Source organism: Paenibacillus sp. AD87 (assembly GCF_001659845.1).
Lineage (GTDB): Bacteria > Bacillota > Bacilli > Paenibacillales > Paenibacillaceae > Paenibacillus > Paenibacillus marchantiae.
On sequence record NZ_LXQN01000007.1, the window covers coordinates 2,473,634 to 2,496,120 of the forward strand.

Below are 22,487 nucleotides of genomic sequence, written 5' to 3' on the forward strand. Positions count from 1 at the left end.
TATTAATCTACAATTACGACATCGATTAGTGGAATGATCGCTTCGGGTTGTCCCTCACTGCGGGTGAGTACAAATGAAGGTAGTGGATTTTCGTGCAGTCCATTCACTGATTCACAGATCTGAACATACAAGTCCAGACGCAACGTCTCGCCTTCACCCGCAACATCAATTACAGGCCATGCTTTCTCTGCACAGGATGGCCAGTATGCCAATTCGTTTACCGGCACGATACTTAATTGTTTAATTTCAGGATGCACACAGTATATTCCTGTGGTCTGAGGTTCATCACCCAGCTTGTCTACCGAAAGTATAGTTCTCGAATGTTCATCCGGAGCCGAATATATCGAATAACACCAAGGTGTTACTCCCCAGGCAATCGCCATGAGACCTTCCTCAAGCAAGGTGTCCGAAAGGTCACCCTCACTGAATTGTTCAATCAGATTATGGTTTCCAGAACCGATCAGATCTTCTACACGTTTCGCCATACGAGGCAGATCTGCGAGAATAAAGCCACCACTACCGTACGAGTCAAACACATGATTATCCCGTGTCCAGACCGTCTCGGGTACTTCGTTCATCTGCACAACTTCGGCTGGAAACAGACATATCGCAACAGTTACCACCTGAGCATATTTCACCATGGCATGCTGCTCGGGCTCCAGTGGTCCCTCTGCGATGCGGGGTGTTTTGACATGCAGTGAAATTCGCAGCTCGTACTCCCCTTCTGCAAAGTCACCCAAATTCAATACGATCGGATGATCTATTCCTTCAATGGGAGTGAGTGAGCATGTACTGTCTGGTCGCAGGGTAACTGCATATTGTACAAATCCCAGCTCCTCCCCATATATGATAATGGCATCTTGCCGATCCGGCGGTGCATCCATATACTGCGCAACAACCGATACCTTGCGTCCATCCTTCAAACGGCGCTGCGGATCAATATCCAATTGAAATTTGTTTGTGTCATCTGGATGTGAAAGGATTAGCTTTGTCTCGGCAAGTACGGCTGAGTCAGCCAATGCAAAACCGAAATTCGAATTATGGTGATGTTGATTGGTATGTAATGGTGTGTTCATGATACATCCCCTCTCCTATGTCTGATGGCATATCACACCCCCAAATATATGTCATATTTGCCCTGACCGCAACCCCGGTTCCGCTCACAAGGATAGATGTATTACTTATTAGATACCCAAATATAGCCTTATCTATCTCTGCTTTTTTTTGCATTTCATGAACTGCTCTCACAAAAAAAGCCCCATACCGCGCCGCTTTGGCGATGCAGTATGAGACAATGCAGTTGACTCTATTAACGTATAGTTTCAGTGTGACAAATTAATTTACTAACCTTTCAAGATATCTCTACAATGTAGGAATCAGCTATGACAGCTATTTCCCCTTTGTTGTTTTGAACGTGTCCGATATACGCCGTGCCGGATTCAAATGACTATGATGACGACCGTAGGCAAAGTAGATGATTAAACCAATAATTAACCAACCGAAGAACGTAATCCAGGTGAGAGCTGCAAGACGTGTCATGAGATACATACAACCAACAGCACTCAGAATAGGAATCAATGGGACGAAAGGCACGCGGAATCCCCTTTTGAGTTCCGGGTTGTTTTTACGCAATACGATAATTCCCAGACTTACAACCGCGAAAGCAAACAGTGTTCCGATGTTGGTCAACTCCGCCAGATGGCCAAGTGAGATGAAACCCGAGAATAAAGCGACGATGATCCCAGCAACCCAAGTACCTGTAGCAGGTGTTTGGCTTTTGCCACTGACTTTGGAGAACACCGGAGACAATAGTCCGTCTCGTGACATGGAATAAAGCAAACGTGTCTGGCCGTACATCATTACAAGTAATACAGTGGTAATTCCCGTAATCGCTCCAAGCGAAACAATCCAGGACAATCCTTTCAACTGTACAAATTCAAAGGCAAAGGCAACCGGATCACTCACATTCAGCATGTGATAAGGTACAATCCCTGTCAGGATCAACGATACAACGATGTAAAGCACCGTACAGATCGCAAGGGATGCAATAATACCGATTGGCAAGTCCCGTTGAGGACGTTTCACTTCTTCCGCAGCCGTAGAGACAGCATCGAACCCAATGTAAGCAAAAAATACCGTTGCCGCCCCTGCGGTTACTCCTGAAATACCGAACGGAAGGAACGGTTGCCAATTATCCGGCTGCACATAGAACACACCCACACCGATGAAGATCAGCACCACGATAATTTTAATCGCTACCATGATTCCGTTAGCGCGAGCAGCCTCTTTCACCCCTCGGGTGAGCAGGAATGTAATGATTAACGTGATCGCCGCTGCGGTGATATCAAAATAGGTTCCCTTTTCAGGACTAAATGCACTGGTGAGCGCATGGGGTAATTGCAACCCGAATCCGGACAATAACGTTTGAAAATATCCAGACCAACCGCTGGCAACAGCCGCACTCGCAAATCCATACTCCAGAATAAGATCCCATCCAAGAATCCAGGCAATGACTTCGCCAAAAGCGGTATAGCTATATGTATACGCACTTCCTGAAGCAGGCACACTGGATGCAAACTCCGAGTAACACAATGCAGCGAAGGCGCAGATAATACCTGCCAGCAGAAAAGACAGTACCAAACCGGGACCTGCATATTTTGCAGCAGCAACGCCTGTGAGTACAAAGATACCCGTACCGATGATCGCACCTACCCCGAGGGTCATCAGATCAAGCGGACCCAGGACCCTCTTCAACATGTTGCTTTGGTTCTCTCCGGTGGCAATCGGTTTTTTTCTAAACAGGGAAGATCGATTCTGGTTTTGGTTCATACACAGTTTCCTCTCGTATTGAAAATGATGAAAGTGTCTCTTTACTTCAAATATTTTGTTTGAGTCATCTGTTCTATGAAAAAGTCCTTTGTTCTATCTTACCGATCAACTACAAAAATCTATTGATTTCTACACTTTGTCGCGTTGCTTTGTTAAATTTATTTTTGGGTGAAGGTATATTTTGTGCGTTCTAGACGAAATTTATCATGATCTGTTGGACAGGGGCGAATATAAAAATCGATTTAAAAGAAAACTGCGTATAATTTATATTATGCGCAGTTTTTTAACAGCTTTTTTCTTTACCAAAACATCATAAACTCGTTGTTACATGCAACTATGCAAATACAGTGCCTTTTCGGCTCTTTTTGCGGTTTATTCCTTGCTCCCCCTGTCCTGTTGCACGATAAACACTACGCCAAAGAGCCGCATATCCGTATGCGGCCCATCACTTGTAACGCTATTAGATCTATAAACGAGATGAGAACATCCACTCTATTCATTCCGGAAGAGAATCACCTTTCACTCACATGGATCGTCTAACTTATGAAAATACAATTCGCTCTGCATCCGACATCCGATATTGAGATAGCAGATAACCCTTGCTGTCCAAAGCCTTCCGCCGGACCTCATTCAGATCGACATGCAGCAGCTTGCCTTCGCGCTTCACCGGCCGACCTGCTACAAACACGGTATCCACATTGGATGGATTGGCAAATTGAACGACGGCTCCAACCGGATCATGCACCGGGAACAAGTTAAGATCGGTGGTTCGGATCATAATCAGATCTGCTTCTTTACCTGGCGTAAGTGTACCGATCTTCCGCTCAAGTCCCAGAGCCTTCGCCCCAGCAGAAGTTGCAAATCTTAGAACTTGACTGGATTGAAGATTTAGCTCGCCAGGCATTTCACCCTGCAGCAAAAGTTGTTCATTTTCACGGGAACGTTCAGCTTGAAGTGCAAATTTCATCTGGGAGAACATATCCCCACCCGTCGATGTTACAACATCGACTCCGAGCGTTGGAGTTCCTCCATTTTCAAGGAAGTACCCCGTTGCCGGATACCCATGCCCCATCATCATCTCTACTTCTGGTGTGACGGACAGTGAGGCGCCGCTATCGGCCAACATTTTATACTCATCCGTATCCATCGTATTTCCGTGTACGACGTTCAGACCTGGGCTCAGTAAACCAGCCTCATACATTTTACTTATCGAACGATCTACGGATCCCCAGCTTCCAAAGCCAACATGCATTGAACATATCGCATCAAGCTCTTGAGCAAGCTGAATTTCCTTCACTGTGGTATCCCAATGGCTGAACTCCGGACCACGAATTGCAAGGCCGAACGTGAGAAGCTGATCCCGTGAAGAAAAATACTGTTCCTTGACTCTTCTCACATCATTCGAATACGTCATCTTGCTCTCTCTGTTCCAGTAGGGCGTCTCACCCGGTAGACCATAAGCGAAAACCGACCGAATACCCGCATCCTGAAGTCCGCGAATCAGTTCATCCGTATGCTCCGGGGAATACGGCATACTCCAGTCAAGCACCGTGGTCACTCCTGCATTAAGCGCTTCCAAAGAACCGAGCAAATTGGCGATATAGCTGTCTTGTGGCCGGAGTTTACTTCCCATCGCTCCATAGTAGAGATTCTGCAGATAGACCGGCAGTGACCAGTTGGTTCCCGCTGTTTTTACAAGTGATTCCCATACATGCCGGTGCGTATCTACAAGTCCAGGGAGTATGATCATCTCCGATGCATCTATTACTTCCGCTTCAATACAACTCAGGTCGGGCCGGATAGCAGTTATAAGAGAATCCTCAATAAGAACGTCCGCCCGTTTATACTGACCTACCGACGAATCCATAGACAATACACAACCATTTTTCAGTAGATAACTTGTCCCCACAAGACACATCTCCAATCATTGTTTTTTGTTGGATATACGCTTGAATCCCGGATGTTAATCTCTGATGATGAAATGACTAGCTGAAATATTTTAAGTATATAACCATTATATAGAAGAGGATGGAAACATTCAATTTTGATTACAAAAAAACCTATTGAACATTTCCCGGTTGTCGAAAAGTACCGCAAATCACTCTATGCATACTCCTTACTCTCATACACTTTACTCTTGCTGCTGATCCTTCTTCTGTTTTGCCCGAAATCTTCTAACCTTCATCAGATTACCACACATCTTGTCATCACAATACTTCTGGGTTCTACTGCGCGTATCGTCATAGAACATCCAACGACAATCCGTATTGTCACAGATACGAATCCTTCCCCCATCCCCTTCAACTAGGGTGATGGCAAAATCGGCTGCTACCTCAGCCATGACCTGCTTCCATTGAGTTCCTACAGGAATAAGTGAAAGCTTAAGTCCCTCATCTCCAACGTTCAGTTTTCTTATGACTTGACCTTCCTTCATCATGGAGTTAAGCCATTCCAGGTCTTGGTTCGATAATGCATTTCCGTCAGATAAACGAGTTGCAAGAGCCTGCAATTCATTTCTAAAGTTTCTCAAGGCTCCCTCCTCTTCCGGAGAAGCAGGTACAGGTGCAATCAGTTGCCATTGTTTGATAAATCCTTGCTGCCATTCGGTTTTGCCAAGCCTGTCCTCTGAACGATCCCCACCACGCCAGTCATGGTAATCACTGTTCACAAAATCAGTCCATAGTCTATCCATACGTACCTCCGATAAAATGTAACTACCTAAATTTAAAAAGATAGTTACAATTATTCATGTTTGGGCTATATTAATTGTAACCACATTTAAGCACTTTAGCTAGTTACCATGAATTCATTTTAGGGAGGAAAAATCAATGACTACAACAGCAACAGAACTATTGCTCATTCAGAAAGATGATACCTGGGATCAATGTAACTGGATTGTGCCTTTATCCAAGGCACTCGAAGGACTGACTGCTGAACAGGCAGCCTGGGTTCCATCATCCGGTGGATTAAGCATCTGGCAGTTGGTTAACCATATGTATTACTATAATCATCGTTTGTTGAGTTGTATTCAGGGCACAACACCCTCTGGTGCACCTGCCGAAAACAATGAATCCACCTTCGGAGATCCGGGCGACCCTTCTGATACTGCTGGCTGGAGTGTACTTATGCAAAATACAACGCAATTAGCCGGACAGCTTCGTGATCAGCTCGCTTCATTAGAAGAACCCGATCTTGAAGCCCCGTACATGGATACGGATGAAAAATGGGCACATGAGCTTGCCCGCTGGGTACTCCACGATGCGTATCATGCAGGACAGATTGTATTACTACGCAGACAACAGGGAAGCTGGAATATCATATTCTAAAAAAACACTTGAACTGCTAGCGCTTACACGAATAAGATGAACTTATTAATGTTACAGCTTGTTCAACACACTATATAATTGAATAGGATCTTCGGGGTAGGGTGCAATTCCCAACCGGCGGTGATGTTCTTCGGAACCAGCCCGCGACTCGCTGTTTGACCCGATGTAGGGATTCAGCGACTGACTTGGTGTGACTCCAAGGCCGACGGTACAGTCCGGATGAGAGAAGATCAACACATTGACATGCCGTTACGGAAAGGCTTATTTTCGTACGACATGTCAATGATTGAGCCCCCGTTTATTTGGTGTATACCAAAACGGGGGCTTTTGTCGATTTTGCCAACTGAAGATTCCGTGTTCTGACGAAGGAGTCCTGAATATGGAAAAGACACAACCTGCATCAACAGTTTACCGCAAGGAACGAAGTAATACCGGATTCTGGCTCGTCGTGCTCGGCGCCGCCCTTTGGGGTGTAGATCCACTGTTCCGTATTATTTTGCTCAAAACGATGACCTCCACACAGATTGTACTGGTGGAACATATTATTGTCAGCCTTGTGGCGATTCCCGTGTTATGGAAGTTCCGGGCCGATCTGAAAAACCTGCGTGCTCGCCACTGGATTGCCGTGATATTTATCTCCTGGGGAGGATCTGCTCTCGCCACGGTATTGTTCACCCTGGCACTTACGCATAACGATCCCAACACCGTTTTGTTATTGCAAAAGATGCAGCCGCTATTTGCGATTGTTCTGGCTAAGCTGCTGCTGAAAGAAACATTGCCTCGCCGCTTCGGTGGACTGTTTATCATTGCACTTGCAGGAACATACCTGCTCACGTTCGGATTTACCCTTCCCCTTGGCAACTGGGACAATTGGGTTCATGCAGGTAGCCTGTTATCACTGGGTGCAGCTGCATTGTGGGGCGGTTCAACAGTTATGGGGCGGCTGATGCTGGGGCAAACCCGTTATGAAACGGTCACCTCTCTGCGCTTTGTCGTAGCCTTGCCACTGCTGATCTTTATGACGTGGAACGAAGGTGCTGCCTGGACATTCCCTTCCGCTACAGGTGAACAGGCGGCTGTAGCACTTAATATTCTGGGTCAGGCATTACTGCCAGGGTTACTGAGTCTTCTGTTATATTACAAAGGGCTCTCCTCCACCAAGGCCTCAGTCGCAACGCTCGCAGAACTGAGCTTCCCGATGGCCGGTGTACTGGTAAACTGGATTGCATTCCGCACATTAATTACATGGGAGCAACTGGTGGGCTTCATCCTCATCTGGATTGCCCTATTCGCCATCTCCAAACAGCAAGAACGATCAGCGACTCCGGCTGACGGTGCACCAAAGCTCCGTACGGATTGAATTTTATATAAAAGCAAATCAATTAAGGCACTGGACATCCTTTGAGATGTTCAGTGCCTTTTGTCTTTTCGCTATTCCGGTGGTACGATGACTTATGGAATAGTAGATTAAGTCAATTTAGAGAGGAACGATCATCATGTCTTCGTCTTCATCATTTTCGTATACATCTTACGATGCTATAGGTTTGGCTGAATTGGTTCGCGCACGGGAGATATCTCCTGTCGAATTGTTGGAAGCGGCGTATGCACGCCTGGAAGAAGTGAACCCGCAGCTCAATGCAGTCATTCGAACATATGAAACACGTGCACGTCAAGAAGCGAGTATAGTTCGCCCGGGAGAGCAGCCCTTTGCCGGCGTGCCCTTGTTATTGAAAGATATCTCTCAATCCCTGGAAGGTGAAATTCTCACCTCGGGTTCTCGTCTTCTCAGTGAGCATCGTGCGCAGCGGAATTCTAATTTCGTTTCCCGTCTGCGCGATGCAGGCTTCATTAACATTGGACATACCAATACGCCGGAATTTGGCCTGAAAAACATTACCGAACCCCGTCTTCACGGTCCAACTCGAAATCCATGGAATACGAATCACTCACCCGGCGGTTCAAGTGGCGGTGCCGCTGCCGCAGTAGCCTCGGGTATTGTCCCCCTTGCAGGAGCAAGTGACGGTGGCGGTTCCATCCGAATTCCTGCTTCATTCAGCGGCTTGTTCGGACTCAAACCTACACGTGGACGGACACCTGTTGGACCAGGGGTTGGCCGTCAGTGGCAGGGTGCTTCGATTGATTTTGCCTTGTCCCGTTCCGTTCGCGACAGCGCTGCTTTACTGGATACATTGCAAGTGATTCAACCGGAAGCTGCGTTTCATGCTCCCCTCTTCCCAGGCAGCTATCTGGCTGATATGAACTACCCTCATCAACGCAAACTGAGAGTTGCTTACACGACAGCTTCGCCTGTAGGTACACCAGTGAGTGAAGAAGCCAAACAAGCTGTATATAAGACAGTCCGCTGGCTGGAAGAACAAGGTCATGAGGTTGAAGAAAAACTAAGTCCGGTTAATGGTGTCAAATTAATGGAGAACTATTACATGATGAACAGCGGCGAAATGGCGGCGATGATCTCTTCGATGGAACGTTCTATGGGTAGAGCATTAACCTCTGATGATATGGAGATCGAGTCCTGGGTTCTGGCTGAAGCCGGTAAAAAAGTATCCGCTGCTGAATTCGTACATAGTTTGGCCGAATGGGATGTTGCCGCAGCTCAGATGTCCACATTGTTTGAACGGTATGATTTTTATGTCACACCTGTCAATGCTTTTCCAGCACCCAAAATCGGCGAATTGACACCTCATGATGAACAAATTCAGCATCTGATGCGTATTAGCGATTTGGACAAGATCCAGCAGCAGCAGTTGATTTATGAGATGTTTGAACCAAGTCTTACCTACACTCCGTTCACTCAGCTCGCGAATCTGACGGGTCAACCCGCCATGAGTGTTCCTGTGCATCTGACTCCTGAAGGCCTGCCCATGGGTGTACAGATTATGGCAACCAAAGGCCGTGAAGACTGGTTGCTTCATCTGGCTGGTCAGCTGGAAACATCCGAACTATGGGTCGGCATGAAGGGTAATCCACTGTTTCCAGCATAAACGCTGAATACAACCTGTATCATTTTCAATGTGAGCCTTATGTTTGCCAATGTGCATGAAAGCCATGTCAGCTCCGCATACTGAAAGCAAAAACTGCGGAGGAATGTGACGAATGAATATGAATACAACGGAACGCCATAAACAGTCTGTTCGTATCCCGGCCAAAACGGGTTATGCCGTCAAGGTAAATAAAGGTTCATTAATTCGGGTGACCGATTTGGAGGGGCAGCAGGTCGTTGATTTTGTTGCATATGATGCTCAAAATGCCAATAATCGACTAGACCCAGGTGTAACGATGGACGTACTGCGGTCCTACCGGATCAAACCAGGACAGTCCGTGTATTCTAATCAATATCAGCCGTTGCTTAAGATCGTTCGTGACACAGTTGGTGTTCATGATTTTTTCAACTCCGCCTGTCGTCCGGAAATGTATGAAGTATTATATGACAAAAAGGATCATGCCAGCTGCTATCATAACCTAAATCAGGCTCTTGAACCGTTCGGGATCTTGCCACCGGATCAGCATTATCCATTTAATCTGTTTATGAAATCGGTTGTAGATGATCTGGGAAAGATTGATGTCGTAGCTCCAGACTCACGGGCTGGTGATTATGTTGAGATGGAGGCATTGACTGATTTGGTTATCGGTTTATCCGCCTGCCCATGTGAAGAAAGCTCATGCAACGGATATCATTGTACAGCCATTCAGCTGGATGTAGAGTCCATATCAGATTAAGCGACGCAAAGCTTGTTCTAATTTGCTCCAGACGGGAATACGATGACTTGTACCCATATGTGTGTGACTTACCGGTACAATTCGTCGAACCCGTTAAGGAGTGAACGCGTATATGTCTGTACTGTTTAGTTATATTATTCTGGGAATCTCACTATCCGCTCCAATTGGTCCGATTAATGCCGCTCAGTTGGATCGCGGAGCCCGCCACGGATTTATGCATGCCTGGATTCTGGGACTGGGAGCCATGTTTGCCGATTTGGTGTACATGCTTCTGATCTACTTTGGAGTTGCCCATTTTCTGGACACGCCTTTCATGCGCTCTTTTCTTTGGTCTTTTGGCAGTTTTATTCTGGTGTATACCGGTGTGGAAACACTATCTAAGTTAAAAGACGGCATTCAGGCCTCTTCTACAGCAGAAGCAAGGGTTGGGAAATCTTTTGTCTCTGGCTTTCTCATGGCCCTGTCCAATCCCCTGAATATTTTATTCTGGCTCGGCATTTACGGCTCTATCCTTGCTACAACCGTAAAGCATACCGACACCGCTCATCTGCTACTATACAGTTCTGGTATTTTCATAGGAATCCTTGTCTGGGATGTCATCATGGCTGGCATGGCTAGTCGATTTCATAAACGCAGCAACGAAACCGTTTTGCGCTGGATCTCCATTATCTCAGGGATCTGTCTGATCGGATTTGGCCTGTACTTCGGTTTTGAAGCTGTACGATCTATCTTTTTCTGACATAAAAACTACACTGGACAGTCACCCAACGCCATCCGCATTAATACGTTAACGGTATCATGTGGAATGGAGTTGGGGAATCCATGGCAGAGCTGTACAGTGCCGATGAAATAAATGCATCATTCAAAGGTCTGCCCGAATGGCAGCAGGACGCTTATTCAAAATTTTCCAATATGATTGCAGATGAGGATAATACGTATCCTTGTGTTCCCGGAAGGATCGGTTTTCTCTCAGGACATTTGAGATATGGATTCACCAGGGATCCGCGTACACAAGCTTCTGCTGAAGACATGGCGGAATTACTTCGTCAATATGGACCTGTTTCTCGGGATACGGGACATTACGCTTCTTTGGTTGTCATTTGCGAGACACCGGATGATTTGAGAAACAACACAACGGTGGAGCAGTATCAGTCCTTGTTCTGGGAGATGCTTAACCGGGTAAGCTCACTCGATACTGCCTCCTGGCCTGAACATATTTCGACTGATCCGCATGAAGCCACATGGGAATTTTGCTTTGGCGGGGAGCCTTACTTTTGTTTCTGTGCCACTCCCGCGCATGAGCTTAGAGCCAGTAGGCACTTCCCTTATCTTATGTTTGCTTTTCAACCAAGGTGGGTGTTTGAATCCATTAATGACAACACACCTCTTGGCCGGAAAATGAAAACCTTGATTCGTAAGCGTTTGGCAGCATATGATGCCGTTCCTGCTCATCCTTCGCTCATGTGGTATGGGGAGCAGGATAATCTGGAATGGAAACAATATTTCCTGCCCGATGACGAGCAGACCCCTTCCAAATGTCCCTTTTTGCGCATGAAGCAAGCCATTAGCAAATTGACGAAATAGCTGATACCAGTCACCCATTCAGGGGTTTGATGGCTCAGTAGATGGCGAAGGTTGCGGTTTGCGTACTTTGTTAACAATGTAAGTAATCAAGGCTATCAATACAACAAGACCTATACTTGCCAGCAGACCTCTTCTGCTGGCTTTTTCCATAGCCGTGCCAGCTACTGCTGCAAGTATAAGGACCATGGCGATCCATACTTTGATGCGATTCCAACTTGTTGGCTTCATTTTCTTGATATACGTGATGCAAATCAGAAGCCAGGTATACATTAATACCAAGCTGCCTGCGGTTGTTACATATTCGAATAGGCTCTTAGGCATCCATAATGCCAGGAGAGTAGAAAGGATTAATCCGGCCGCAGTGCATCCTAATGCATAAAGGGGCATGCTCTTTTTTCCCCAAGTCTTCGTAAACACCTTCGGTGCATCTCCGTCCTCACCCAATTTAACCAGCATGGATGTAATCGCATAGATTGAAGCGACCATCGTGGAGAACCCGGCGATTATCAAAATTCCATTGAGAATATGAACCACGACCGTAAATCCAATCGATGACATCGCTTTGACGAGAGGACTCTCGTCTGGTGTTAATTTAGCAGCAGGAACCAGAAGAAGGATTAAGGCAATTGCCACAACATACAGCGTACTGACGGTTAATAACATCACTCTGCCTGATTTCACTGCATCCTTAGGTTCTTTCAGCTTGGCTGCCATTAAACCCATGACCTCAATCCCGGCAAAGGCAAAAAAGGCATAAATAAACCCGGTCCACACGCCTTTTATTTTGTGAGGGAACCATTCATTCGTTATTTTCTGCGGCGTAATCTTTACATCTAACCAGCCCAGACAAGCCGCTGCTGCAATCGCGATAAAAGCAACCGTTGCAGCTAACTTGATTACTGCAAGCACATTTTCTGTTTGAGTTAACCCTTTGGCTCCCAATGCGGCGATGAACAATCCAATGCATGCATATACTGCCACAAACACCCACAATGGAAACTTTGGAAACCAAAATTGAGAGAATAATCCGAGCGCCGTTAATGAACTGCCCATGATCAGCATTTCGGAAGACCAATACATCCATCCGCTTCCGAAACCGGCCCATGGGCCGAACGCTTCACCGGCATATGTTCGAAAAGCCCCTTCTTTCGGATCTTCTGCCGTCATCTGAGCTAATGCTCCAAATACAAAATAGGTCCCCGCAGCAGCCAGCACCAAAAGTACAAGCACGGATAAACCGGACCAATGAATAGCCAGACTTGTTCCGAGGAAAAATCCGGTTCCCAGCGTACACCCTGCTCCAAATAAGGAAAGACTAATCCAGCTCAGTTTCTCTTCTTCTTTTTGATGCACATGACTTTTCATATGTATCCTCCTTCATGCGTACCCCATTACGGTTTACATATGATGGAGGTTTTATGTCATTAAGGTAAAAAGAAATGAAACTTACTTTTATTGAGTTTACATAATAATGTTTACGTTAACTAATTTTGTTGCTGTTGATGCGTCGATACTTTTGGTAACAGATCTTAAGTGATTCTTTAAGCACCTATAATTAAAGAAAAACCCTTCGAACTGTAAAAAAACAGTTCGAAGGGTTTCTTGTTAGTTTCTGAAAACAAACTTCTCGTTTAGTATGGCGAATCTGATCGGTGTATGTTCTTATCGGTAATAACCTGCATTATGCAGTTTCTATTTCTTGCCTAACAACTGTTGAAGCTCATCCAGTTCTATCTTGGCTTCCGGTCGGAAGCCCTCACTTTTTACATATTGTGCAAGGCTGTAAAGTAACTGGCGCCCTTCTGTGTGGTAAATCAATTTATCATAATTTAGTGCTCCGACCAGCAGCCTGCCTTTTCCAACTTGGCACTCAAACAGCAGCCCCAGCTTATGATTACGTTCAAAATTATCGATGGTTTGAACGAAAGGTTGAACATTCTCTGCGACCTTATCCAAAATAATAGACCGTGAATTCATAACGATATGCCACCAAGGATAAGTGGAATGGGTCTCACTTGGAAAGTGCTTCAATGCAGGGTGTGCGTTATTGATTAGAAGTCCGAGTGTACCGATGGGAACTTGCTTGTTCATGCTTTCCGAAATGGATCGGAACATCGGATAACACCAGAAATCGGTACAATATGTGCCTTCGACTGAACTGTCGTTATCTTCGAGTGTTGGGAGCAGCAGCACGCTCTCACCTTTTTCAAGTAAGGCAATTACTTCATCGGACAATTCCTTATAAATATAGTCTTGTTCAATAGCTGTCACATCATGATCAGGGTATACCCATAGGTCATATTGTTTCCGAATATCGGTACCTGGAATATGCAGGGATAGAGTGATTGGCGTCATCTTTTTCACATCAGGCAGCTTGAACTTTATTTGACTTATTTCAAACCAAGTTTCTCCAGAGATAAAGGAAATCTCGTCTTTTCCTTGTGCAATCCGCTGATCCGAATCACGCATTTCCCACTCCACAGTCTGACCCCTCAATGAATCTGTTCGGTAGTACCTTAATTGAATATAGGCATTGAAATCTTCTCCCGAATTGTAGTTAAATTTCTCGAATCGGGCCAGAAGGACTGCATCGGAGCAAAACGTTCTCCACTCCTCGGGAGTAACCACCCCTTTCGAATCCATGAAGGCATCCAAAATACCTACCAGTGCGGTCCCCTGTCCACTAAAATCCTGAAGATCGAGCAATTGAAATCCTGCCAGATGATTGGATCGAAATGCCGCCTCAAGCTCTTCCTTATAGCAGGCTACTGCAAGTTTTCCAGAACTTTTGAAAAAGGGTTCAGCCAGATGTCCCATTCCTTTGGATTGCAATCGTTCCCGAAACACCTCGAAGTTTTTTGCCTTCAGTGACCCGGTATACTTCTCGATCTCTTCATAATTCGGGTACATGGCATATTGTCCAATTTCATGGGAAATGACGGGTAGATGCGGAATGAGCTGTTCTTCAACAGAAGCGGCTTTCACGGTCTTGGCTTCCGTTCCATATTGAATTTGAATCTCCGATTCATCTGCTTGAATTCCCTCATTCTCCGAAACTGTCCTATCTGGCAAGATCATGTCGTTGTAGTCCTTCAGAGTACCAGGCACGTCGGTTTGAACATGACCCAACGGGGCATCACACATGGCATAGGAGCCGCGGAAAAGTCTATCTTTGGAAAAACGTACGCCACAGTAAAAATCTTCTTCCTCTAGAATCAGCGGAGTGAACTGAAAATTGTTTGAACCCTGGGTGTACAGAGGGCGTGGATCAAATGCTCTATACGCTTTGATAATGGCATTCAGTCTTTCTTTACTGCCCCAAAGTTCATTACCGAGTGACATCATTACAAAAGAAGGGTGATTCCCAAACGCCTTGAGCATGGCGAAGCCTTCACGAATGAGATAGTCCTGTTCAGCCTGATTATGCTGTGGGTCGAGTTCATCCGTGATTGTACCCCAGAATGGCAATTCAGGCTCCATATATATACCAAGCATATCTGCAGCGGTGAACGCTGCTTCAGGCGGACAACAGGTATGAAAACGATAATGATTTATACCATATGATTTGGAAATACTCAGGATTCGCAGCCATTCATCCACATCGGTTGGCGCGTAACCTGTAAGCGGGAAGATTAGACCATCATGTTTTCCGCGAAGAAAGGTCTTTCGACCGTTGATCGTAAAAGCATCTCCATTAGCTTCAAAATCTCGCAGTCCTGTTATGATTTCGGTTGTATCCAGCACATCGCCATGTTCCCCCAACAGAGTAAGGGTCAGCACATACAGATGTGGATCTGAATCACTCCAGAGCAATGCGTCGTCTCCCATCTTGTAAAGCACATTAACTTCGTTCTGGCTGCATGGATAGGTTTGCTCATTCACCACATGATTTCTGTCTGATGCCACATATCCATGAGTCTCTTTTAAAAGGGGCTTGAAGGTTCGCGCAGTAACGGACAATACAGTACCTGATATCGATTTGGACAATGTACTTGTGATTCTGAATGTTCGCTCTTTAGCATTGGGATAGATCTGTACCTCACCCATATGCACCTCGTGGTAAAATTGAATCTCCAGCTTCCCGGTAATTCCGTTCCAGTTGGTCTGAGTATCGACGGATGTAAGATGCCCGCCTTTCGTCGGATAGTCCGTATTATCGACCCGGATGATGAGGGTGTGTTTTCCCTCCGATAGCCCTTCCGGTAAGATATACACATGGGGGGTGTTGAGGCTATCCTGCACTCCAACTTCTTCACCATCGACCCATAACTTGGTTATGCGCGTGCGTTCCAGATACAAACTGCATTTCTTGCCAGCAAGCGTTGAAGGTATATCAATCTCCCTTTTCAGCCACACCCATCCTTCATATGCATATTCATCAGTCAAAGACCCGATGTGAGCCACATCATTCTTTCTTCCTTTGCGTGCATGAGAAGTCGAGTTCGGCAGCGTTATGGTATCGTCAAATGGGCCTTGAGCGCCTTGTTTATGTTCATCCAGTTGAAGCTCCCAGCTTCCCTGCAAGTTCATTTTGGTTAACATGATCTTAGCTCCTCTATACTTTATGTATGCAATCTATTCTTCTGTTTACGTATTTCTATTATATAACTGTAATCTTAGTCCACCCATATAATAAAATTTATGCTGAGTATAACAATATGGAAATAATCCAAAGGTTATCGCTGACAAGTTCGTCTCTATAATGACTTAGAAATTCAAAAAAAGTCGCCTAAAAGGCGACTAGTGCTACTTATTTGAGTAGTTCAATTCTCATACGCTGTTAGATCTGACAGTCCCGGCATGTTTACTTGGTTGTATAGGCCTCTGATTCCTCATACAAATCCGCTGGCAAGGGCTGTATGAAAGGCGACCAATCGCCCGTCGTGTACAGATGAAGGTGATGCATAGCGCGCGTACACGCCGTATAAAGAAGCTTGCGTTCATTGTCGCGGCCATAAGCTCCAGACGAAGCATCATAGACCAAGACTGCATCGAACTCGACACCTTTGGCAAGGTACACAGGAATGACCATTACACCTTTTTCAAAGTTGAACGTTTCCTTCGTAACGAGCTGCAACGCTTCGCCTCCTTGAATCTGTAACGATTCATGGGCCTTGTGGCTTTCGGCGGCGGTCTTCGTAATAATAGCGATGGAATCAAAGCCCTCGGCTCTTAGCGCAGCGATATCTGCCACCATTTGTGCATCCAGCTTCTCTCTGTCGTTGCTTCTCGTCAGCAGGGGCTTTAGGCCTTTTCTTTCAAAGGGTACAATTTCATCTCCGTCTGGAAGCATCGCTCTTGTAAATTCAACGATCTCCTTCGTTGAGCGATAACTGCGTACTAGGGAGAAAAGACTTGTTTTGGCTTCACCGTAGAGACGGACTAATGGTGAATCAGCTGCGGCCAAATTAGTAGCCTGCGTGAAGATCGCTTGCCCGAAATCGCCGAGCACGGTCATACGGGCACGGGGAAACAGCTTTTTGAGATATTCATATTGAAATGTTGAATAATCCTGACCTTCATCAACGAAGACATACTTGATTTCCGTGTTTGTCCGGACACCTTCTATCAGTTCTTTTACATACAAGTAGGGAGTCGCATCCTCATGGAACAACTCGTTCCGGAGCAGGCTTTCCTTGGTTTGACTGCATATCTCAGGCCATAGCGAGGGGATAACCGTAGCATTCGTTTTCTCCCGATAAGTGGCTTCGTCAACAAACAATTCGCCATATATACCTTTGATATCAACAAACGAGAATTTCTTGATACCTTTTCTTAGTGGGCTAAACCGTTCTTTCACGATCTTGCGGCCGAGCAGTTCCTCCTCCTTCTGGGCAAAGTCAAAATCACCTTCATCTTCTCGACGCTTCTTGCTTATTTTCTCACGAATTTGGGCGTACTGTTCCGCGATATCAAATACTTCCTTATCTTTATGCAGTACTTCGAAGATATCCGCATACTGATCGTTGTCGAGATAATTCAATTCTTCCTGTACCCATGATTCTTCACGTTCCATACGTTCCAGGGAAGCCAGCTCTTTCAGCAGCCACTCCTGCAAGAGTACAACGCGATTTAACAAGGGCAGGGAGCGATCATAACCGTAAAATTTGTCTCTCATTTGCTCCGCCGTAATCAAATTACGATTTCGAAACCGAATGCTGTTGAATCGCATGCCTTCCTGCCCCAACCAGTTTCCATAGTTCTGCAAGGCCTGCAAAAAAGCATCTGAAGCTTTATATTCGATTCCTTGAAGCCGTGCCTCATAGCCTGGAGCTTCATGCGCGGTCAGTACATATTCAATCTGATCAAAAACATCCTCCGGACGCAACGAAGAGCCGAGCCAATAGTCGAGAAATTGTTGAAAAGTGGTCTGCTGCATATTATCTTCACCGAGCTCCGGAAGGACAGTGGAAATATAACTGCCAAACATCGGATTCGGTGAGAAAAGAACGATCTGATCAGCACTGATCGTCTGGCGGTGTTTGTACAATAAGTACGCCACCCGCTGCAAGGCTGCGGAAGTTTTACCGCTACCAGCTGCTCCTTGTACGATAAGCATTCGGCTTGTGTCATTACGGATAATGGCGTTTTGTTCCTTCTGAATGGTTGCCACGATGCTTTTCATTTGTGAATCCGCACCTTTGCCGAGCACTTGCTGCAACAATTGGTCTCCAATCGTTTCATTTGCATCAAACATGTTGTTGATTTCTCCGTTATGGATCTGAAATTGCCGTTTGAGCTCTATTGTGCCATCGATTCTTCCGATCGGCGTCACATAGGACGCTACGCCGGGGGAAGAATCGTAGTACATGCTCGCGATCGGTGTACGCCAATCATAGATCAGAAAGCTCAATCCATCTTGGTCGACAAAAGAAGATACGCCGATATAGATCTGATCGATGTGGGCTAGACCTTTCTCCTGAAAGTCGATGCGGCCAAAATAGGGGGACGGGAGCAAACGTTTCATGTTATTCCATTGCTGCGTCAACCGCATGTGACCACGTTCCCGCTCGGCCAATACCGCAGACTGCTGGTTAATGGTGTAGAAGGTCTCTTCGAAATCTTCATGGGTGCTAGTGTTGATCGTAACTTCTTCCCAAAAGCGCTTGCGAATTTCCGAAGCCTGGTCACGCATTCCGGCAACCTCTGGCTCCAATTCTGTGATTCTGGCCTGCAGTTTGCTCCCTACAGACTCTAGACGTTCCTGTTCCAGCTGCCAATCTTTTGTTTGCATCTCTCTAACCACTCCTTTTCCTATTTTTGGGATGAAAAAGAGCATTGACAAATCAAAATTCCAGATGTAAAATTAGAGTAGGGATAAAAATAAGTACATACTTTAATTTTGTTTGCCAATGGCGCTAACGATTATATCATAGCGTTATTTTTCGTTCAATTCTTTTTTTCGTTTGCCAAAAGATGGCCTTTGAATTTATCAGGGGCCATCTTTTTTACGTGTTTATTGGGTTTCCCTCTTCCCCTTTCTCTAACCGGACAAATGAAAGCACATAATGACAGGTTCTTGAATCAGTCTTCATCTATTATAGGAATCAAGGAGTGGTTAACCGTATGAACTGGATCGAATCATTACAGCTAGCTATTGCATATATGGAAGAACATTTACTCGAAAATATGACTATGGAGAAAATTGCAGCTCAAGCTCATATTTCTCCCTTTCATTTTCAACGTACGTTTGCCTTATTAACTGATGTTACGGTAGCCGAATATATCAGACGAAGACGGTTAACCTTGGCAGCAAATGAACTTATACAGAGTGATCACAAAATCATTGATCTGGCGCTCAAGTATGGATATGACACTCCTGAATCTTTCTCCAAAGCTTTTCGGAGGCAGCACGGAATTGCCCCCAGTGAAGCACGTAAGAACAGTACTTCTATCAAATCGTATAATCGTTTGGTTATTCAATTAAGTCTAAAAGGAGCAGAACCAATGAATCACAGAATTGTTGAACAAGCTGCGTTTACATTAGTAGGGATAAAGCAGGCTTTCTCTTATATCGATGGGGAAAACTTACGAGGCATAGCCAAAATGTGGCAGGATGCGTATACGAGTGGTACAGAAGATCGTTTATTTGATTTGAATAATGGTGTAATTCAAGGATTGCTAGGCGTCTGTGTGGATCAGAACGAAATCCAGGAGAAGCAGATGGAATATTGGATTGCTACGGCTTATGATGGTGAAGTGCCTGAAGGATTATCATCCTTCACAATTCCAGCTTCTAAATGGAGTGTCTTTGAAGTTGAAGGTTCGATGCCAGAAAGTATGCAGCGTTTATGGAAGCAGATTATTTCTGAATGGTTTTCTTCCAACCCTTACGAGCATGCGGGTATACCTGAACTTGAAGTATATCCAGGACCTCACAAGCCGCCACAAATCTGGATACCGATAAAATAAAGAGAATGAGAATTATAGTATCCGTTCTTGCCCTCAATTCGGACAAGAACGGTATCCATCTCCATTGAACACTTCACTTCATTTTAACGATGACCTTTCCTTTGGCACTTCCACCTTCAAGATACTGAAATGCTTGCCCGACATCCTTGAAATCATAAACCTTATCAATCACCGGTTTAATGAGACCTTCCTCCAAGTAACCCTTTATTCGCTCTAATTGCAACCCGCTTGGTTTCATAAACAGAAAATGATATCTTGCTTGGTTTTTCTTCTCAAGAGTTGTAATCTTATGGCTCACAATCGATAACAGTGCTGTCTTTAACCAGCCTAATTTGGCTTCTCGCCCGAATCTCGCGTTCGGCAAACCGGAAATAGATACTATTTTCCCATTCGGCTTAAGTACTTGGAAGGATTTTTCCAGCACCTCGCCTCCTATCGTGTCATACACCGCATCATATCCCGACAGTATTTCTTCAAAATTTTCTTTACGATAATTGATAATACGATCGGCACCAAGGGATTGGACCAATGCGTAACCTCTATCGCTGGCAGTAGTGGCAACATAAGCTCCCATTAATTTGGCCAACTGGATGGCGAACGTGCCAACCCCTCCTGATCCTGCATGAATTAATATTTTTTGGCCTTTCTGGAGGTTCAAAATATCGTAAAAGGCTTGATATGTCGTAAGACCGACCAGTGGTATGGATGCTGCTTCTTCAAAGTTTAAGTTTTGGGGCTTCAGCGCGATGTCTTCTTCATGGACAGCAATGTATTCAGCCAAAGTTCCAATTCTGTCTTTACGAGGTCTGCCATATACCTCATCTCCAGGTTTATAAGCGTTCACCTGTTTACCAACCTTGACCACAACACCGGAAAAATCATTTCCAAGGATCAATGGCATCTTGTAATTCAGCAGGAGCTTTACCTTGCCCTCTTTTATTTTAAAATCAATCGGATTTAAGCTTGCTGCATGAATTGCCACCAATACATCATGATCTCCGATTTGAGGAATAGGCATTTCTTTCTGTATCAAGGGAACATTCTTCCCGTATTTCTCAATTACCATGGCTTGCATTTAAATCACTCCATTACGTTTAAGAGTTTAAACATACGAACATATTATATCTAACACGTTAACAAATCAAGCATAATATCGAGATCTCCAGACTGGAAGCTGGAATAAGGCTTACCTCTCTTCCAGTCTGAAGTCAAAATCCATCGTAATACGCGTTAAATAACATACCATAATCTTAGGAGACAAGGACCGCACAAATCTTTTTAATTAGGGTCAGTTAGCGGTAAACATCCTGCCAGAACTGCTCCACCGTCAGGGTGGTTACTTACCATAAGTTCGCCTCCATGTTGCTTCATCATTCGTTGTGAGATCGTTAATCCTAATCCACTGCCTCCAGTTGCACGACTTCGAGACGTTTCCCCACGATACAGAGGTTCAAAAACGCGCTCTAATTCTTCGAAAGAGAAGCCAGGTCCGGTATCACGGATAGTAAACCTAATTTTATTGCCGTCTTTAAAGCATTGGACTGTTATTGCGCCACCTGATGGCGTATATCTAACGGCATTCTCCAATATATTGTTCATCGCACGCTCCAATACATACGAATCTCCGTTAATACAACAACCGTCAGTTAATTGGTTTAAGATAGAAATATGTTTCTGCTCAGCTTGTGGACTCACACTCTCTATCGATCTTCGGAGGATCTGTGTTAAATCTAGCGTTCTCGTGTTAAGTTCACTTTCTAAGTACTCCATTTTTGTAAAAGTGAAGAGGTCCTCAACCAATCGATCCAATTGAGCGGATTTCTCTTTGCATACGGCAATATATCGGGTGACCTTCTCCGGTGACTGAGCTATTCCTTGTTCCAATCCATCCAAATACCCCCGCAAGGCAAACAACGGTGTGCGTAAATCATGTGCAACGGCTGCGGTGACAAATCTGCGTTCTTCCTCAAGCTCCACTTGTTTACGGTGGGATTGTTCAAGCCCCTTCACCATAACTTCGAATCCATCACGGACTTCGGCAATTTCCGCGATTCTGGATTTAGGTAATTGGACTTCCCAATGTCCTGCTGCAATTTGTCTGGCCGCCTCGCTCATTTTCTCAAGAGGTTTAAGGAGGAATCTTCTCATTTCAACTCCAACCACAAAGAAAGAAAGCAGCAGTCCGAAAAATGCCGCAATCGTTGGAACTCCGTTGGATTTAGGAAGATAAAGAACAACCCTCCCCAGCAATTCCCCCTCCTTTATGACAGAGAACTGTTCGGTCGACGAGAATCGACTGTGACGCTTCGGGCTGGAACGATATATTTCCGAATTAGACGCAGATTCAATCTCCACATCCATCTTTGCTTTGCTCAACTCAGTATGAAGTTCGTTTTGCCAACCGGTATCCGTCCATTTATCCGTACCAACTTCAATCATGTGGATCATCTCACTGAGCGTTTCATTTTGCTGTTGGCTTGAAGAGATGCTAAACGACTGAGTGTCCATAAAGTGAGCCGTGACAAAAAAGATCCAAGGCAATGTAAGCAAGAAGAATAAACAAAGCATAGTAAATGTACGAATACGGAGTTTTCTCAT

At 45.2% G+C, this 22,487-nt stretch carries 16 protein-coding genes and 1 riboswitch; of the genes, 7 read left to right on the forward strand and 9 right to left on the reverse strand.

The window, feature by feature from the left end; translation table 11 throughout:
- Positions 1–2 precede the first annotated feature (2 nt).
- The 4 genes from gpAD87_RS10860 to gpAD87_RS10875 form a co-directional block, all read right to left on the reverse strand.
- The gene (locus tag gpAD87_RS10860; RefSeq protein WP_064638240.1) at positions 3–1,076 is read right to left on the reverse strand and encodes a hypothetical protein; all 1,074 of its coding nucleotides are present in this window, start codon (positions 1,074–1,076) and stop codon (positions 3–5) included.
- Between the two features lie 313 nt (positions 1,077–1,389).
- On the reverse strand, positions 1,390–2,829 hold the full coding sequence (locus tag gpAD87_RS10865; RefSeq protein WP_064638243.1) for an amino acid permease: 1,440 nt from the start codon (positions 2,827–2,829) through the stop codon (positions 1,390–1,392).
- 541 nt (positions 2,830–3,370) lie between these two features.
- A complete protein-coding gene (locus tag gpAD87_RS10870) occupies positions 3,371–4,738 on the reverse strand; it encodes an amidohydrolase family protein (protein WP_269453504.1) in 1,368 nt (455 codons plus the stop codon).
- Positions 4,739–4,960: 222 nt separating this feature from the next.
- The gene (locus gpAD87_RS10875) at positions 4,961–5,521 is read right to left on the reverse strand and encodes a CGNR zinc finger domain-containing protein (RefSeq protein WP_064638247.1); all 561 of its coding nucleotides are present in this window, start codon (positions 5,519–5,521) and stop codon (positions 4,961–4,963) included.
- Between the two features lie 136 nt (positions 5,522–5,657).
- On the opposite strand from gpAD87_RS10875, the gene gpAD87_RS10880 reads away from it, so the two are divergent.
- The 6 genes from gpAD87_RS10880 (at position 5,658) to gpAD87_RS10905 (ending at position 11,477) form a co-directional block, all read left to right on the forward strand.
- Positions 5,658–6,155: a DinB family protein gene (locus gpAD87_RS10880; protein WP_064638250.1), complete on the forward strand. Its 498-nt coding sequence runs from the start codon at positions 5,658–5,660 to the stop codon at positions 6,153–6,155.
- 83 nt (positions 6,156–6,238) lie between these two features.
- Positions 6,239–6,390: riboswitch (FMN riboswitch) on the forward strand.
- Positions 6,391–6,534: 144 nt separating this feature from the next.
- Complete coding sequence (locus gpAD87_RS10885) at positions 6,535–7,515, forward strand: DMT family transporter (protein WP_063564970.1); 981 nt, start codon at positions 6,535–6,537, stop codon at positions 7,513–7,515.
- Between the two features lie 136 nt (positions 7,516–7,651).
- On the forward strand, positions 7,652–9,157 hold the full coding sequence (locus gpAD87_RS10890; protein ID WP_064638253.1) for an amidase: 1,506 nt from the start codon (positions 7,652–7,654) through the stop codon (positions 9,155–9,157).
- Between the two features lie 112 nt (positions 9,158–9,269).
- Positions 9,270–9,893 (forward strand): DUF1989 domain-containing protein, encoded by a 624-nt coding sequence (locus gpAD87_RS10895; RefSeq protein ID WP_231952512.1) that lies wholly within the window; start codon positions 9,270–9,272, stop codon positions 9,891–9,893.
- Positions 9,894–10,005: 112 nt separating this feature from the next.
- Positions 10,006–10,632 (forward strand): LysE family transporter, encoded by a 627-nt coding sequence (locus tag gpAD87_RS10900; RefSeq protein ID WP_064638255.1) that lies wholly within the window; start codon positions 10,006–10,008, stop codon positions 10,630–10,632.
- 83 nt (positions 10,633–10,715) lie between these two features.
- Entirely contained in the window at positions 10,716–11,477 is a 762-nt protein-coding gene (locus gpAD87_RS10905) for a YqcI/YcgG family protein (protein WP_064638258.1), read from the forward strand.
- Between the two features lie 18 nt (positions 11,478–11,495).
- On the opposite strand, the gene gpAD87_RS10910 is transcribed toward gpAD87_RS10905, so the two are convergent.
- From gpAD87_RS10910 to helD, 3 genes are all read right to left on the reverse strand, one after another.
- Positions 11,496–12,842: an amino acid permease gene (locus gpAD87_RS10910; protein ID WP_064638260.1), complete on the reverse strand. Its 1,347-nt coding sequence runs from the start codon at positions 12,840–12,842 to the stop codon at positions 11,496–11,498.
- A gap of 327 nt (positions 12,843–13,169) precedes the next feature.
- Positions 13,170–16,019 carry a glycoside hydrolase family 2 TIM barrel-domain containing protein gene (locus gpAD87_RS10915; RefSeq protein ID WP_064638263.1) on the reverse strand — a complete coding sequence of 950 codons (2,850 nt, stop codon included), beginning with the start codon at positions 16,017–16,019 and terminating at the stop codon, positions 13,170–13,172.
- Positions 16,020–16,281: 262 nt separating this feature from the next.
- Positions 16,282–18,711: an RNA polymerase recycling motor HelD gene (gene helD / locus gpAD87_RS10920; RefSeq protein WP_064638266.1), complete on the reverse strand. Its 2,430-nt coding sequence runs from the start codon at positions 18,709–18,711 to the stop codon at positions 16,282–16,284.
- A gap of 332 nt (positions 18,712–19,043) precedes the next feature.
- Between helD and gpAD87_RS10925 the strand changes: the two genes are divergently transcribed.
- Entirely contained in the window at positions 19,044–19,889 is an 846-nt protein-coding gene (locus gpAD87_RS10925) for an AraC family transcriptional regulator (RefSeq protein ID WP_064638269.1), read from the forward strand.
- Positions 19,890–19,962: 73 nt separating this feature from the next.
- Here the strand turns inward: gpAD87_RS10925 and gpAD87_RS10930 are convergent, their stop codons facing one another.
- Positions 19,963–20,964, reverse strand: coding sequence for an NADP-dependent oxidoreductase (locus gpAD87_RS10930; protein ID WP_064638272.1), 1,002 nt, complete (start codon positions 20,962–20,964; stop codon positions 19,963–19,965).
- Between the two features lie 203 nt (positions 20,965–21,167).
- Positions 21,168–22,487, reverse strand: a complete 1,320-nt coding sequence (locus gpAD87_RS10935; RefSeq protein WP_064638274.1) for a sensor histidine kinase — start codon at positions 22,485–22,487, stop codon at positions 21,168–21,170.